Below are 13,582 nucleotides of genomic sequence, written 5' to 3' on the forward strand. Positions count from 1 at the left end.
GGCTCACGCAGCCGCTTCCACGCCAGCCCGGTCGTGAGGGTTGCAACCCCGCGGACGGCACCGATCGTGTCGCTGTTGCCGTGGACGTACAGCGCGTAGGGCCGGCCTATCGTCGCCTCGAGCACGGGGTAGTAGATCTGGTCGCAGCACCCTCGCTAACGTAGGCGTCCGGCGACTCGCCATGGGCGAGGCAGGCTGAAGTGGATCAGCTGCCGATATGGCTACCGCTCGCGTCTTGATTGTCGGTCTTGACCCACCTGCGCTGCCGGACATCGATGTCGAAGACAGTTGATCGCGGTCTCGCGTACGGTCTCGAACGAGTCCGGGCGGCGGGCTATCTGGTCGAGCAACTCCTCGTCCCGCTCGACGAATCAGCGCTGGACCAGATCAAGCAAGCAGTCGTCAGCCAGACGTGGGATGCCGTGGTCATCGGCGGCGGCATCCGTAAGCCCGAGCCTCTACTGGAGTTCTTCGAGGCCGTGGTCAACCTCGCTCATACCCGCACCCTGGCGGCCAAGATCGCGTTCAACGCTGACGGTGGAACCAGTCTCGAAGCCGTCCAACGGGTCCTTTCCTGACAGATCTCGTGGCCACCGCACGCCAGGTCGCCGGGCTGTTCGCCTGGCAGCTGGCTGCCTCGACGGGCAGCACATCGCCCTCCTCGGCGTCTCCGACGCCTCTCTCGGGTCTCGGGCATCCCGGTCAGCGCACCGGCCGCCAGGTGGGGCACAATCTCCCCGGAGGAGGTGGGCATGCATCCGTTGATCGAGGCCAGGCAGGCAGAGATCCAAGGACTCTGCCGTCGGCTCGGCATCCGCCGTCTCGACCTCTTCGGCTCCGCGACCAGCGACGCCTTCGACCCCGGCAGCAGCGACGTCGACGTCCTCGTCGAGTTCGACACAGACCATGCCGGATTCGACTACTACGGCACATACTTCGCCCTCAAAGAAGGACTCGAACGCCTGCTGGGCCGCGCCGTTGACGTCGTCAGCGTCACTGCAATTCACAACTCCTACTTCCGCGACCAGGTGATGAACACCAGGCAGCTCCTGTATGCCGCCTGACCCGCGCAAGTACCTCTGGGACGCCGCGAACGCGGCCGAACTCGTCCGAAGCTTCGCCCACGGCCAGACCTTCGCCGACTATCAGGCGAATGCAATGCTCCGTGCCGCAGTCGAGCGCCAGTTTTAGATCATCGGCGAGGCGCTCAACCAGCTCTCCAAGGTTGCCCCGGACCTCGCTGCCACGATCCCCGATCTCCCTCGAATAGTCGCCTTCCGGAATATCCTCATCCACGGCTACGCCACCGTCGACGATGCCCTCGTCTGGCAAGTGCTCCAGGAAAAACTCCCGGAGCTCGAACAAGCGGTCCGAAGAATGCTGTCGGAGGGCTGACCGCCTGCGCCGAGGTCGGGCTACCGCCAGGCAGAACGGCCACCACCGAACCGCGAGCCTCGACGATCACCCCGCGACTCGGACAATCACTTTCTGCGCATGGGCGAGCATCCCGGTTCGTACCGACCGCTGCTCGCAGAAGTGCTTGATCGCGCCGGACAGGTCATCGGTGTCGGCCGGCTCACCTCGGCAGGCGTAGCCCCGCGACGAAGAACTCGACGAGGCGACGGGCGTCGTAGCCGTGGCTGCTGGTCGCGCCGGCGCAGAGGTTTCCGACACCGCGCATGACCTCCAGCGGCTCCAGATCGGAGCGGATCTCCCCGGCTTCGGCCGCGGCGGCGAGCAGTTCCGCGCAGACGGGCACGAGCCGTCCCAGGAAATAGTCGTGCAGGGCGTCGAAGCAGGAGTCGTCGGAGCGCAGCACGGCGGCGAGCCCGTGCTTGGTGACCAGGAAATCGACGAACAGATCGATCCACTGTGCCAGCGCGGCGTAGGGCGTCGTGCTGGTCGCCAGCAGCGCCGGGCCGGCCTGGGCGAGGCCCTCGACCTGGTGTCGGTAGACGGCAATGATCAGATCTGCCCGGGTCGGGAAGTGGCGGTAGATCGTGGCCGTCCCGACGCCGGCCCTGGCCGCGATCGCGCGGATCGGCGCCTCCACCCCGGCGGTCACGAACACCGCGGCGGCCGCCTCCAGCAGGGCCTGCTGGTTGCGCAGGGCGTCGGCCCGTTTCGGGCGTGGCGCGGGTTCGACAACTCCTTCGCCAGCGCTCATCTGACTCCCTCCTGCGGACGTATCGCCTGCAACCGCGTCGCCGCATCGGACGGCGTCACCCCACAGGATGACGTAGCCCCGCGGGCAGCCGCTGCCGCCAGCCGGCGTTGCCAAGCGGGACGGTGTCCCATATCGTCAAACGGGACGCCGTCCCGTTTCATGATGCCAGCGGAAGGTTCCTCGGGCCGCCCGGCCGCGGCGTCTCCTCCCGCCCGCTCCGAAGGAGTTCCACCATGTCCAAGGTCGTTGTCTTCGACGAGACCGGCGCCCCGGAGGTGCTGCACATCGTCGACGAGCCAGCCCTCGAGCCCGCCGCCGGTGAGGTCCGGATCAGGATCGAGGCCATCGGCCTCAACCGCCTCGACGAGATGATGCGCGCGGGCGCCTACCCCAGGCCGTTCCGGCTGCCGCACGCCCGCCTGGGCTGCGAGGGAGCCGGGGTCGTCGACGCGATCGGCACCGGCGTCGAGGGACTCGCCCCTGGTGACCCGGTGCTCGTCACCGCGGTGCCGCAGATGGATCTCAACGGCACCTGTGCCGAGTACACCGTCGTCCCGGCCAGCACGGTCCTGCCCCGCCCGGCCGATCTGGACGCCACCAGCGCCGCGGCGCTGTGGGTCGCGTACTCGACCGCATACGGCGCACTCGTCGAGAAGTCCGGGATGCGGCCCGGCGACCAGATCCTGATCACTGCCGCCTCAAGCTCGGTCGGTCTGGCCGCCATCCAGATCGCCCGCCAGATCGGCGCCGTCCCGCTCGCCGTCACCCGGCACAGCGCGAAGAAGGAAGCCCTGCTGGCCGCGGGTGCGGCGGCCGCCTTCGCCACCGACCAGGACGACGTCGCCACCGCCACCCGTGACCACACGAACGGGGCTGGCGCCGACATCATCCTCGACTCCGTGATGGGGCCTGGCCTCGCGAAGCTGGCCACCGCCGCCCGGTTCGGCGCCACGGTGACCACCATCGGCTGGCTGGACCCGCGGCCGGCGTCGATGCCGATGAACGCACCGCTGACGATCCACCGCTACATGAGCTTCGAGCACACCCTCGATCCCGTGGTCGTGCGCCGGATCGCCGCGTTCCTGGACGCCGGCCTGCGCAGCGGCGCGCTGCGCCCCACGATCGACACCGTGTTCGCCCTCGACGACATCGTCGAGGCGCACCGGTACCTCGAGAAGGCAGACCAGTTCGGCAAGATCGTCGTCACCGTCTGACCGCGGATCCCCGCTCTCGCAGGACGGTTCAGATACCACCCGCAGGGCCGACCGCCGTGGTGAGGCCGGTGCATTCGTGGATGTGCGGCGCGGCGAGTCGGCGGTCGAACAGGACGAGTGCGCCGGTGTCGAGGCCCAACCGGTCGCGGTAACCGTCGAGCCGGGCCAAGCCCTGCGTGTGTCACCGGCTGGCGCCGACCCCGGCAGCACAAAAGCACCGCAGGGCAAACGTTCCACTATGCAGACACAATGATCGCCGCTTGGGCTATCGCCATTGCCCAAAATGTCTTTAAAATCCTTTTTCTGTGGGGGTGATACAGGCTCCGGAGCATCCGGAACCCGATCAGAGGACGGTTAAGCCTCATGACAGTCGGTGACGACTGGAACTGGCAGACGACCGCCCGGCCCGACCTGGTCGGGCCGGGCGGGCAGATCAGACCCATCCCGCTTCAGGCGTGGTCCGCGCAGTTGGAGCGGTCCGAGTCGCCGGCAGCACCACTCGCGGCCAGGTACGACAACGTGGGTCTCCACCACCGGGACGAGCCACCGGACGGCCACCGGCCAGGGCCCGCCTCACCCGGGACCAATACCGATCGCCGCGGGACCAGTGAACACCGACACCCGGGCGCGCTCGGCGTCGTCCGAGATGCCGTTGCGCCGGCTGTCCCGCGGCGGTGTCGGCGCGGGACAGCCGGCATCGCGGCGACCTGTTCGGGGCACTGCGGGCGGCAGCGTTCGACCTCGACGACGGGCTCAGGTCGAACACCATGCCGGTGCTTGGATTCGTCGGCTCCGGGGCGTCGGACCGGGCGAGTCCACTGGCCGCGAGTGTCGGGCTGCTGGTGGAGGCGAGTGCGACGGCCGTCGGCGAACCGCGCAACGGCGGCGCTCGACACCCTGGTCCGTGAGGAGCTCGGGCCTGACCTTGACAGACTCGGCTCGCGGTGGGCAATGTCCGTCACCAGCGCGCTGCCGTTCGCCGCCGTCGGCATCGGCATCGGCACGCCGCTGGGGGTCAGCGTAAGCCGATCAAACCCGGGTGCGGCCCGCCCTCGGGAACTCACCAAAAAATTACGCCGAATGGTTGAACCGATGCATTGTGCGTTGCGTGTCGATCGTCCCCGGAAACTCGGCCACGCATCCTCCAGCTGATCCCATGCACGACCGTCATAGGTTCACGGAAGACGTTTGACGACTCGTCTGGCATGATTGAAATCCGATACCTTGTAAATGGGGGGGGACCACCTTCGGGAGTCCCTGTGCTCGGTCGGAAGTCACAAATACGGTTAGTTATTCTCGGTTCCACCCTGATTTCGGCGGCAGTGATCGGCGCGTTCGCCGTGCAGGCGGCACAGGCCGATTCCACGCCGCGACCGGCAGAGATCGTCTCACACGCATCTCCGCAGGCCATGCCGCATCCCGGTGACAATGTTGCCGGCGTGAGCCGGCGCTCCTTGAACACGGTGCACGGCACGGTGAATCTGCAGCCGGCGGCGCTGACGAGAACCACGACCTGGGCGGTCTTCGCCATCGACGGTCCACAGCAGACCGTGCGGACAGTTCGGCGCGCGCCATTCGTGCTGCAGCTCGACACCCGACCCCTGCCCAGCGGGCAGTACACGATCTCCATCATCGTGTTCTCCGCGGCCCGGGCTCCGGCATTCGAAACCGTCCGGCTCACGGTGAACAACGCGGTGGCCACGCCGACCACCCAACCGACAGCGGCACCCCGCGCAGCTCCCGCGACGGCCGCGCCGCCGGCTGCCACGGCGCCGCCGACCACGCCACCGACCAGGCCGCCGACGGCGACGCTCGCCACGACGCCGCCGGCCACGGTCCCCCCGCAGGCCGTCAGGTCGCCCGCGGCGATCACACCGACGACACCCTCGCGGCTGTCCCAGCTACCCACCGCCACCTTCGCCGCAGGGCAGAAGTTCTAGCCCCGTCCTGCCCACGTCTCCCTCGCCGCCGCACAGGCCACTGCCGCACAGGCTCATCTGCGCGCGGCCGTCGTCGCCTGCCCGCAGCCGGCAGGTCAATCTCCGAGTCGACCCCGAAAGGGACCTTTCTCGTGCCCGACCCTCGAACATCGCCCCGGTCTCCCAACGGTCACCGCGGCTCGCGCCGTCGGCGGCCCGGGGGCACAAGCAGCCCCCGCCGCTCTGCGGCCCGCCTGCCGATCGCCGCGATCGCCGCGGCCAGCATCATCGGCGGGGCCTTCGGCATCACGCTGTCGAGCACCGGCAGAGTCGGCCCCACCGCCGTTGCGGTCCGGCTGGCTGCCGCCGAGGCGCAGGTCGCCGCCGCCTCACCACCCGCCGCCGACCCGGGTAACGCCGATCCCGCAACCGGCCCTGCCGCCGGGACCGCGACCGCGCAACCGGCCTCCGACCCGGGCGACTGCACCCTGCTCGTCCCGGCGAACCCGCTGACCGCACAGGGTCTCGCCACGCCCTACCAGCTCACCGCCGCCGCAGGAGGAACCTGCCATCAGGCCGATCCGGCGCAGGCCGCCTTCGTCCAGGCCACCATCCTCGACCCGGCTACCGGCAAGGTCTCGGTGTACAACCCCTTGGTCGTCGACCAGGGCACAACACCGGCGGCGCCGACCGTGACACCGGCCCTGCCCCGAGGCGCCGTCGTCGGCGTCTGGTTCGGATTCAATGGCAACAACCTGACGCTGCAGAAGACCGGCGGTCAGGTGGTTGTCCGGCGCAACGGCCGTCACCTGCGGCTACGCGACGCCGGCGGCAGTCTCGCCCAGGGCAGGTGCGTCAACGGCACCCAGAACTCGGTGTTCGGTCAGTTCGCGTTCTGCAACGCGCCGGCGTTCTTCCAGGCCGCGAAGCGCGCCATCGACACCCGGCGGCTCACCGTCGCCCCGATCGGCATGGCCGCCGACGGCCGGCCCTGCCCGACGACGCGCGACTTCGGCATCGTCGACCAGGACCAGAGTGACAACGTCACGGCCACCTACCTGCTCGCCCCGGACGGTCGAACCGCACAGGCCACCGAGGCCAACGCCGCCGCCCTGCCAGGCGCACGGGTGCTCACCAACGCCAGCGACAACGGGCTGCTGGTCAACTTCGTCGACAAGGCCCTCGGCTGCACCCCGTTCACGGCCCCCGACCTGGCCAACGGCGCGACGCCGACGACGTCGCTGGCACTCGACGAACTGCAGGCCACCCAGCAGGCGGCCCCGGTCGCCCTGGTGCCGCCGAACAACCCGATGACCCTCATCGACGATGCGATGAGCCGCACCAAGACCAACATCTACCGCAACGGCTCCAATATGCCGCCCCTGACCGGAAGCCTGACCGCGGCCGCGGTCAGCTACTGCAAGAACATGATCACCGTCGGACAGCAACGTCTCCAGCGTGACCAGGCCGCCTTCCAGGCCTTCGCCACTCCGGACGCCGCGACCGCGACGAATCTTTACACCTTCCTCGGTACACGCCTGGCCGCCTCCTACGCCAACCTCAACTGCCAGGCCCTCACCGGCCAGCCCAACCCGATCACCGTCCAGACCGACGGTCACGTCGCCGTCGGCATCGTGCTCGGGGGCCAGGGTGCCACCAGGGCACCCGCGACCCCGATGACCCCGCCGTCGGCGGCCCCCACGTCGGCGGCCCCCACGTCGACCGCCCCAACCGCGACGGCCCCGACCGCGACGGCCCTCGCCACCACAGCCGCGGGCACCACCCCGCCGGCTCCGGCCACCGGCCCACCACACCGCCGACGACCCTGAACCAGCTCCCCTGCCAGGCACGATCCCCCGTACTCGACAAGACCGACGGGACATGGCCATGACCAGACTGATCCCCAGCACCGAGCTGCCGTCAGGTTTCTGCTACCCGGCGGAATACCTGCGTGTCGTCGATCTCGGCCTGACGAATCTCGAACCCTGGCTGCTCATGGACGGCGAGGCCCTTTTACAGGCGAACAACAGCCTGCGCAGCCGTTTCCCCCAGGCGGATCTCGTGCCCTTCGCGGTCCGGCGGGACACCGACGACCTTGCCTGCTGGGAGGCGTCCTCGGGAGAGGTCGTCCTCGTCCGCCACCGCCGCTGCGGCAGCCCCATGCCCGGTCCCGCCCTCCGCGGACGCTTCGAGGACTTCCACGGCTGGCTACTCCAGGCGGTGACCAATCTCGCCAGGTTCGACGGCTAGATGTCGCGACCGAGGTTCGCCTACGACGGCGGGCTCGCCGGGGTCGCGACGCCAGGTTTCCGCCAGTTCTGCAAGGCTGTCGAACGGGCACTTTTCGAGTTTGGCGAGCCTGATGAGCCCGCCGGCCTCACCGGTGATCCCGAGAACCCCCGGCGCCGTCACGACCCCCGCAGCACCGTCCGACGGCCGCTGCCCCGCCTGGTGCCGGCCGCGGAACGCGACCTGTCGATCCTGCTCACGATCGTTACCTGCGGGGACGGGACCTGCTCGCCGACGAGTCCGATCTCGCGGGCCGCCTCGAGCCAGTGCCGATTCAGGCCCGCGGCGATCGTTTCCACGCTTCGGACCGCGCCTGTGGTGTCTGAGCCGCCGTGGACGTACGGGGCGTACGACCGACCGACAGTTGCTTCCAGACAAGGATATTACGCTTGATCACAGAACTGACATCAACAAGGGGGCGCTGGACAGGAACCTGAGCGGCAGTGGCCGGCGGGCAGGATGTCTGTGCTGTGCGCCGGCTACCAGGAGGCCTGCCCCCTCGCCAGCCGTTCGACCGCTCCGGCGACGCGACGCGCACGGGTCTCAGGCTGCTTGGCCTCCAGGATCCGGGTGACGTAGGCCTTCTGCCGGCTCGGCGAGAGGCCGGCGAAGAAGTCCCGAGCGGCTGGGGTCCCGGCCAGCGCCTCGGCGAGCTCCGCAGGTACCTCGACGGCGGGAGGACTGGTGTCGACGGCCAGCTCGACAGTGACGGCATCCCCGGCCTCGAGATGAGCGGCGGCGCGCACGGCCGCGCTGACCGGGATCTTGGCGACGCCCTTCATGGAGCCGATCGTTGTCCGATAGGTGACGTTGTTGAGTGTGACACTGACCGCGGGCCGCCTCGCGCCGCCGAGAGCGACGAGCACCTCAGGGGGAACCGTGATGCCGGTGGCGCTCTTGCCGTCCAGCTCGAGGGAGGCGTCGAACCGGATCGAGGCGCTCATCGGGGCAGTCCTTCCGTGCGGGTGCGGCGGTACATCTCGACGGCGAGAGCGCTGATCCAGCCGAAGCTGACGATGACGGCGGCGGCGAAGAGGAGGACGATCCAGCTCGCGGCCGAGCCGGTCGCGACCATCGCGAACGCGAAAAGGAACAGCACGCCGACGCCGCGGTCCAGCCACGCTCTGACAGGCTCGCCACGCCTGGCGTGCATGCCAGCGATCATGAAACACGCCGCGACCAGGCACGCGAAACCCGCAGCCGCGAACGCCACATGCAGCGTGCCGTGCCAGCTCACGTGGCGGGCACGGCCAGGGGGTGTGCCGACAGGGAACCCGTTCGCGGGGTCCGCCTTGAAGATTCCCGCGAGGACCAGCCCGGCGCCGTAGCAGGCCAGCAGCCGGGGAGTCCACCGCCCGGCCCGGTGGCCGTCTCCCAACGCCCCACGGACGCCGAAGCCGCCGACGATCATCATGGCGCCCACAAGGATCAGGTTGACCATCTGGATCCATCCGAGGTGCCCCACGGCGAGCAGGCTCCGGTCGTGCCGGGCGAAGTCGAAGCCTGGCCGGGACAAGCCCTGCACCACCGAGACGATCAGGTAGGTGGGGCCGGCCAGCGTGAGCCAACCCAGCAGGCTCCGAGTCACATTGCCGGCTCGGTCGTCGGCGCAGTCGTGGCTGCGGTCGTGGCCGGACAGAGTCATCGCGGTACTCACGGACTTCCTCCCGAAACGGAACTAGACGGTACAGTACCAATGCGGGTACTGAACGGTCCAGTAAGAACGAGGTGGGAGGTGGAGATGGCATCCGCAGTACGAGCAAGCGAGGCCGAGACGGTCGGTCAGGGGCCGTCGGGGCGTTCTGCCCGCAAACGGCAGGACATCATCGGTGCCGCGACGACACTGTTCCTGCGCAACGGCTACCAGGGCACGAGCATGGACGAGGTCGCCACCCGCGCCGGGGTGTCGAAGCAGACGGTCTACAAGCACTTCGCGGACAAGGAGGAGCTGTTCCGCGCGATCGTGGAGGGTGTGACCGGGAACTCCGACCAGGTCGTGGCCGAACTGACCGCGGCGTTCGCAGGTGCCGAGGTCCGCACTCTTGATGACCTGGTCGTCCGGCTGACGTCCGTCGCCAGGCACTACCTGGACGCCGTGCTCCGCGGACAGGTGCTGTCGCTGCGCCGGCTCGTCATCGCCGAGACCGAGCGGTTCCCCGACCTGGCCCGCGCCTACTATGACCGGGCGCCGTCCCGGGGCATCGATATCATCGCAACCGCGCTGCGGACCTACGTCGACGGAGGCCTCATCGCCGCCGACGACCTGCGCCTCGCGGCGGCGCACTTCGCCTACCTGACCCTCTCGATTACCCAGGACAAGGCGATGTTCAGCCCCGCCGACCAGCCCGGCGAGGCGGAGCGCGACTATCTGTCCCGCGAGGCGGCGCGTGTGTTCGTCGCCGCCTATCAGGTCCGATGATCCCGTACCTGCGGGCCGCGCTGACTGTCTCGGCGGGCGTCCCGCCAACGTCGGGTCCAGGCAGCCCCGCCGCAGGCCGAAACCGCCGACATCCAGGAGCTGACCGGTCCGTTCCTCGGCTGCGGCCACCCAGGTGATCATGATCTCGCGCCGGCCACGGACCAGCCGACCGGCCGCCCAGAAAGCTGCGAGCAGGCCGAAGGTCCAGCCCACATTCGACCGGTCCAGACCCGGCGAGTGGCTCACCACCACAGCGCCGAAGCCGCCGAGCGCGGCGCCAGCGCCTGGCCGGTCGTGATCGCGCACAACACCGTCCTCGACGCAGCCGCCGCCATGGACGACCTGCTATGCCAATCGGCAGTCAGACCGACTTGAGGCTCGGCGCCGAGGAGCTCGCGAGGTTTGAGCGCGATGGCTTCATCGGGCCGATCAGGATCTTTGATCCAAGCGACATGGAGCAACGGTGGAGGACGATCCAACGCCAGTTACCGAACCGTTCGCGCGCGATCTACCCGGAGAACGCCATCGAAGGCGTCACGAACATATGGAGTACGACCCCACTGCCGTCAACAACCGCGAGAAGAACGGGGTACGGCGAGGTTTTTCGGCTACGACTACCGCCAGCTCCAGAAGGACCCGAACTGGCAGCCCGACGAGTCCAAGGCTTTTCCGCTGGTGATGGAGCGCGGCGAGTGCCTGATATTCTGGTCAACCCTCATGCACGCTTCCCTGCCGCACACGGAAGCAAGAACGACTACCGTATGGGCTTCGCCGCCCGCTATGTCCCGACCCAGGTGCAGGTGTATCCGGATACGGAGACGGTGGCGGAGTACGGTGGCGGGATACCGCTAGATCATTACGGTGCCGTCGTCGTCGCAGGTGAGGATACCTACGGTGGCAACCGCATCGCCCGGGAGAGCCGGACTGGTTGCCCCTTCCGTTCTCGTCGCCGCCGAGTGCTCGTATGATGGACTCGGGCAGACGTTCGTCGAGTCGCCCCTCCCGCAGGTCGACCACCGATGTATCCGGAGTCCTCGTTGCAGCAAAACCACATCTACTTTGAGAACACGTACGCTTTCACCGTCATGACACAGGTGATCGATGCCGGGACCAGCGAGCACGGCGACTGGCTCACGCTCCAGGACAACATCTTTCACCCGCAGGGCGGCGGGCAGCCGGGCGATACGGGAACGGTCGACGAGGTGGCCGTACGTCCGTTCCGGGACCCGCAGGCAACGGAGCACGTCGTTCGCCTCTCCTGCGAACGGACTTTCACCGTCGGAGACACGGTGAGCAGTACGGTCGACGCGAACGCTCGGCGCAGGCACGCCGCGCTGCACACCTGCGGCCATGTCGTGGATGGGTTCGTGCGTGCTCTCGGTTTTCGTCACCGGGTGAGCAACCACTTCCCCGGGCAGGCCCGCATCGAGTTCGACGCCGGTGAGCAGAAGCCGGACCTCGCTCGGCTGGCCGCCGACGTCGAGGAACGCAGCCGCAAGGCGATCGAGGACGACCGGAAGGTCTTCGCGCGCGAACAGGACGGCCTGCGGATCATCGGGATCGACGGCATGCACGAGGATCCCTGCGGTGGAACCCACGTCGAATCACTGGGGCAGCTCGCGGGATTCTCGCTGCGATCGCTGAAGGTGAAGGGAGGTGTGCTGAAAGTGGGGTACACCGTCGAGCATGCCTGAGCGGATCGAGGTGGCGACACCGGCAACGACGGCGGGAGCTGTCGTTCCGGTCGCCCCCACCAGCCAGCAGCCGGCTCCCCCTCTCTCTGGCGGCATGTCCCGGGCTGGGACCGAGCCCCTGATCAGCAGCAAGCCGCCCGCGAAGCGCCTGCTCACCGATCTCGGCGTGTTGGGCGTCGCCGTCGTGTGGGGCTCCACCTACGTGGCGATGCAGTGGTCCGGGCAATTCATCTCCGTCCCGAGTTTCCTGTTCCTGCGCTTCGCCATCGGCGCTCTCACCATCACCGCACTGTCCTTCAAGGTGTGGCGAGGCCTCACCCGCGAGGAGGTCTCGCTGGGCGTGCTGTTCGGATGTCTGCTGTTCGGCATTCTCTTTCTGGAGACGGCCGGAGTCCGCTACACCCTGGCGTCCAATGCCGGCTTCCTCATCTCCCTGTCGGTGATGCTCGTCCCGCTGATCGAGCGTTTCGCCCTGCGGGTCCGAATCTCGGCTGGTGTCTACCCCGTGACGGTCCTGTCCCTGATGGGATGCGCCCTGCTCACGCTGGACCACGGGTTCTCGGTGCGCAGCGGTGACCTGATCATTCTCGCGGCCGCGGTGATCCGGGCCACGCAGATCGTGCTGTTCGGCTCGCGGGCGAAGGGGCGCGAGGTCTCTCTCCTACGGGTTACCGCTGTCGAACTGTGGGTGGTCGCGCTGGGTGGGCTGGTGCTGTCCCTCGGACGGCCTGTCCGTTCCTGGCACGAGGTGATCAGTCTGCCAGGCGATGCCTGGCTGGTCGTCGTGTACCTCGCGGTGGCATGTACCGCCTTCGCCTTCCTCACCCAGCTGCACGCGGCGCGGGTGTCGAGCCCGACCCGGGTCGGCCTCGTGCTGTCGACCGAGCCGTTCTTCGCCGCGGTCTTCGCCGTCATGCTGCTGGACGAGCATCTTGGCCCCGTCCAGCTGATCGGGGGCGGCCTCGTTCTGGCGTCCGCCTACCTGGGCAGATGGGTGGAGGCTCGCCGGCCGCCGGCCGCCAGGGGGTCGGCCGGGTGAACCGGCTCCCCCTTGTGCTGTTGCACCATGCTGGCGGGTCGGCCCAGATCTTCTCCGAGCTCATCCGGGTGCTTCCGACCTGGGTCGAGCCTGTTCTCCTGGAGCTACCCGGGCGAGGCCGCCGCTGGCGGGAGCGCCCCCTCCATACCGCCACGGACGCGGTGAATGATCTCGCGGACCAGCTCACCCGGCTTGGGACCAGCGGGGAGATCGCAATCTTCGGCCACAGCATGGGCGCCTACCTCGGGCTGGCACTGGCGGCGAGACTGGAACACGGGCCGGTGCGGTGCTCGACGTTGTTCGCATCCGCGAACGTCCCCCCCGACCATGCCCGCCCGTTGTTCACCGGAGATCCCCTGGTCGCCAGCGACGACGAGATCCTGGCGAGTGCGGACCGCTTCGGCGGACTGGTGCCGGAGGTTCTCGCACATCCACAGCTTCGTCAGCGCACGGCGGCCCTGCTGCGAAAGGATTTCGCCGTCTGCGATTCCTTCGTCCGTACCCTGCGCCATACCAGGACCGCGAGCCGGCTGGTGGTGTTCTGCGGGCTGGAGGATCCACTGTGCCACTGTAAGCTCGACGCCTGGCGGCTGGCATCCACGGCGGATACGGAGATCGTCACCCTACCCGGTGACCACTTCTACCTTGTCGATCACGCGGAGAAGGTGTCCATCCTGATCGCCGCGCGACTCGCGAACGACGAGTGCCGAGCCCGGCCGGCTGGATGCGACGACGACATGCAATCAACCAGGAGGCTGGTGTAAAGCGACATCGCCGTCCCGTTCGTCCCGGTCTCTGCGGTGATGGCCGATCTCGCCGCCCATGACGACGACCACCAGCT

General features: G+C 68.5%; 18 protein-coding genes and 1 pseudogene. 14 read left to right on the plus strand and 5 right to left on the minus strand.

The features are described 5' to 3' along the window. Positions 1 to 275: 275 nt before the first annotated feature. From ND747_RS16850 to ND747_RS16860, 3 genes are all read left to right on the plus strand, one after another. Complete coding sequence (locus ND747_RS16850; protein ID WP_251734553.1) at positions 276 to 578, plus strand: hypothetical protein; 303 nt, start codon at positions 276 to 278, stop codon at positions 576 to 578. A gap of 174 nt (positions 579 to 752) precedes the next feature. Beyond that, positions 753 to 1,064 carry a nucleotidyltransferase family protein gene (locus tag ND747_RS16855; RefSeq protein WP_251734554.1) on the plus strand — a complete coding sequence of 104 codons (312 nt, stop codon included), beginning with the start codon at positions 753 to 755 and terminating at the stop codon, positions 1,062 to 1,064. 202 nt (positions 1,065 to 1,266) lie between these two features. Further along, entirely contained in the window at positions 1,267 to 1,395 is a 129-nt protein-coding gene (locus ND747_RS16860; protein WP_308204642.1) for a DUF86 domain-containing protein, read from the plus strand. A gap of 181 nt (positions 1,396 to 1,576) precedes the next feature. Here the strand turns inward: ND747_RS16860 and ND747_RS16865 are convergent, their stop codons facing one another. Next, entirely contained in the window at positions 1,577 to 2,167 is a 591-nt protein-coding gene (locus tag ND747_RS16865) for a TetR/AcrR family transcriptional regulator (protein ID WP_251734555.1), read from the minus strand. 233 nt (positions 2,168 to 2,400) lie between these two features. Between ND747_RS16865 and ND747_RS16870 the strand changes: the two genes are divergently transcribed. Next, positions 2,401 to 3,381, plus strand: coding sequence for a zinc-dependent alcohol dehydrogenase family protein (locus ND747_RS16870; RefSeq protein ID WP_251734556.1), 981 nt, complete (start codon positions 2,401 to 2,403; stop codon positions 3,379 to 3,381). A 28-nt stretch (positions 3,382 to 3,409) separates the two neighbouring features. Here the strand turns inward: ND747_RS16870 and ND747_RS16875 are convergent, their stop codons facing one another. Then, positions 3,410 to 3,550: a hypothetical protein gene (locus ND747_RS16875; protein ID WP_251734557.1), complete on the minus strand. Its 141-nt coding sequence runs from the start codon at positions 3,548 to 3,550 to the stop codon at positions 3,410 to 3,412. Positions 3,551 to 4,055: 505 nt separating this feature from the next. Between ND747_RS16875 and ND747_RS16880 the strand changes: the two genes are divergently transcribed. The 4 genes from ND747_RS16880 to ND747_RS16895 all read left to right on the plus strand — a co-directional run bounded on the left by ND747_RS16880 (position 4,056) and on the right by ND747_RS16895 (position 7,550). Further along, positions 4,056 to 4,289, plus strand: a complete 234-nt coding sequence (locus tag ND747_RS16880; protein WP_251734558.1) for a hypothetical protein — start codon at positions 4,056 to 4,058, stop codon at positions 4,287 to 4,289. Positions 4,290 to 4,820: 531 nt separating this feature from the next. Beyond that, on the plus strand, positions 4,821 to 5,321 hold the full coding sequence (locus tag ND747_RS16885) for a hypothetical protein (RefSeq protein ID WP_251734559.1): 501 nt from the start codon (positions 4,821 to 4,823) through the stop codon (positions 5,319 to 5,321). Positions 5,322 to 5,452: 131 nt separating this feature from the next. Next, a complete protein-coding gene (locus ND747_RS16890; RefSeq protein WP_251734560.1) occupies positions 5,453 to 7,129 on the plus strand; it encodes a hypothetical protein in 1,677 nt (558 codons plus the stop codon). A gap of 58 nt (positions 7,130 to 7,187) precedes the next feature. Beyond that, the gene (locus ND747_RS16895) at positions 7,188 to 7,550 is read left to right on the plus strand and encodes a hypothetical protein (RefSeq protein ID WP_251734561.1); all 363 of its coding nucleotides are present in this window, start codon (positions 7,188 to 7,190) and stop codon (positions 7,548 to 7,550) included. 158 nt (positions 7,551 to 7,708) lie between these two features. On the opposite strand, the gene ND747_RS16900 is transcribed toward ND747_RS16895, so the two are convergent. From ND747_RS16900 to ND747_RS16910, 3 genes are all read right to left on the minus strand, one after another. Further along, on the minus strand, positions 7,709 to 7,888 hold the full coding sequence (locus ND747_RS16900; protein ID WP_251734562.1) for a hypothetical protein: 180 nt from the start codon (positions 7,886 to 7,888) through the stop codon (positions 7,709 to 7,711). 180 nt (positions 7,889 to 8,068) lie between these two features. Next, positions 8,069 to 8,533, minus strand: coding sequence for a YdeI/OmpD-associated family protein (locus ND747_RS16905; protein WP_251734563.1), 465 nt, complete (start codon positions 8,531 to 8,533; stop codon positions 8,069 to 8,071). Then, positions 8,530 to 9,246, minus strand: coding sequence for a DUF998 domain-containing protein (locus ND747_RS16910; protein WP_251734564.1), 717 nt, complete (start codon positions 9,244 to 9,246; stop codon positions 8,530 to 8,532). Before ND747_RS16910 ends, ND747_RS16905 begins: the two co-directional genes overlap by 4 nt. A gap of 84 nt (positions 9,247 to 9,330) precedes the next feature. Here ND747_RS16910 and ND747_RS16915 point away from each other — a divergent pair, with 84 nt between their 5' ends. The 6 genes and pseudogenes from ND747_RS16915 to ND747_RS16935 all read left to right on the plus strand — a co-directional run bounded on the left by ND747_RS16915 (position 9,331) and on the right by ND747_RS16935 (position 13,505). Next, complete coding sequence (locus ND747_RS16915) at positions 9,331 to 10,008, plus strand: TetR/AcrR family transcriptional regulator (protein ID WP_251734565.1); 678 nt, start codon at positions 9,331 to 9,333, stop codon at positions 10,006 to 10,008. 411 nt (positions 10,009 to 10,419) lie between these two features. Continuing rightward, positions 10,420 to 10,689 (plus strand): annotated as a pseudogene (locus ND747_RS30150) (hypothetical protein); the annotation flags it as partial. Between the two features lie 11 nt (positions 10,690 to 10,700). Next, positions 10,701 to 10,976: a hypothetical protein gene (locus ND747_RS16920; protein ID WP_251734566.1), complete on the plus strand. Its 276-nt coding sequence runs from the start codon at positions 10,701 to 10,703 to the stop codon at positions 10,974 to 10,976. Positions 10,977 to 11,093: 117 nt separating this feature from the next. Beyond that, positions 11,094 to 11,702: a hypothetical protein gene (locus tag ND747_RS16925; protein WP_251734567.1), complete on the plus strand. Its 609-nt coding sequence runs from the start codon at positions 11,094 to 11,096 to the stop codon at positions 11,700 to 11,702. After that, positions 11,695 to 12,741, plus strand: coding sequence for a DMT family transporter (locus tag ND747_RS16930; RefSeq protein WP_251734568.1), 1,047 nt, complete (start codon positions 11,695 to 11,697; stop codon positions 12,739 to 12,741). The genes ND747_RS16925 and ND747_RS16930 overlap by 8 nt, the downstream gene beginning before the upstream one ends. Continuing rightward, positions 12,738 to 13,505, plus strand: a complete 768-nt coding sequence (locus ND747_RS16935; protein ID WP_251734569.1) for an alpha/beta fold hydrolase — start codon at positions 12,738 to 12,740, stop codon at positions 13,503 to 13,505. The genes ND747_RS16930 and ND747_RS16935 overlap by 4 nt, the downstream gene beginning before the upstream one ends. The last annotated feature ends 77 nt before the right edge of the window (positions 13,506 to 13,582 follow it).

Origin of the sequence: Frankia sp. R82 (genome assembly GCF_023716925.1) — a bacterium.
GTDB lineage: Bacteria > Actinomycetota > Actinomycetes > Frankiales > Frankiaceae > Frankia.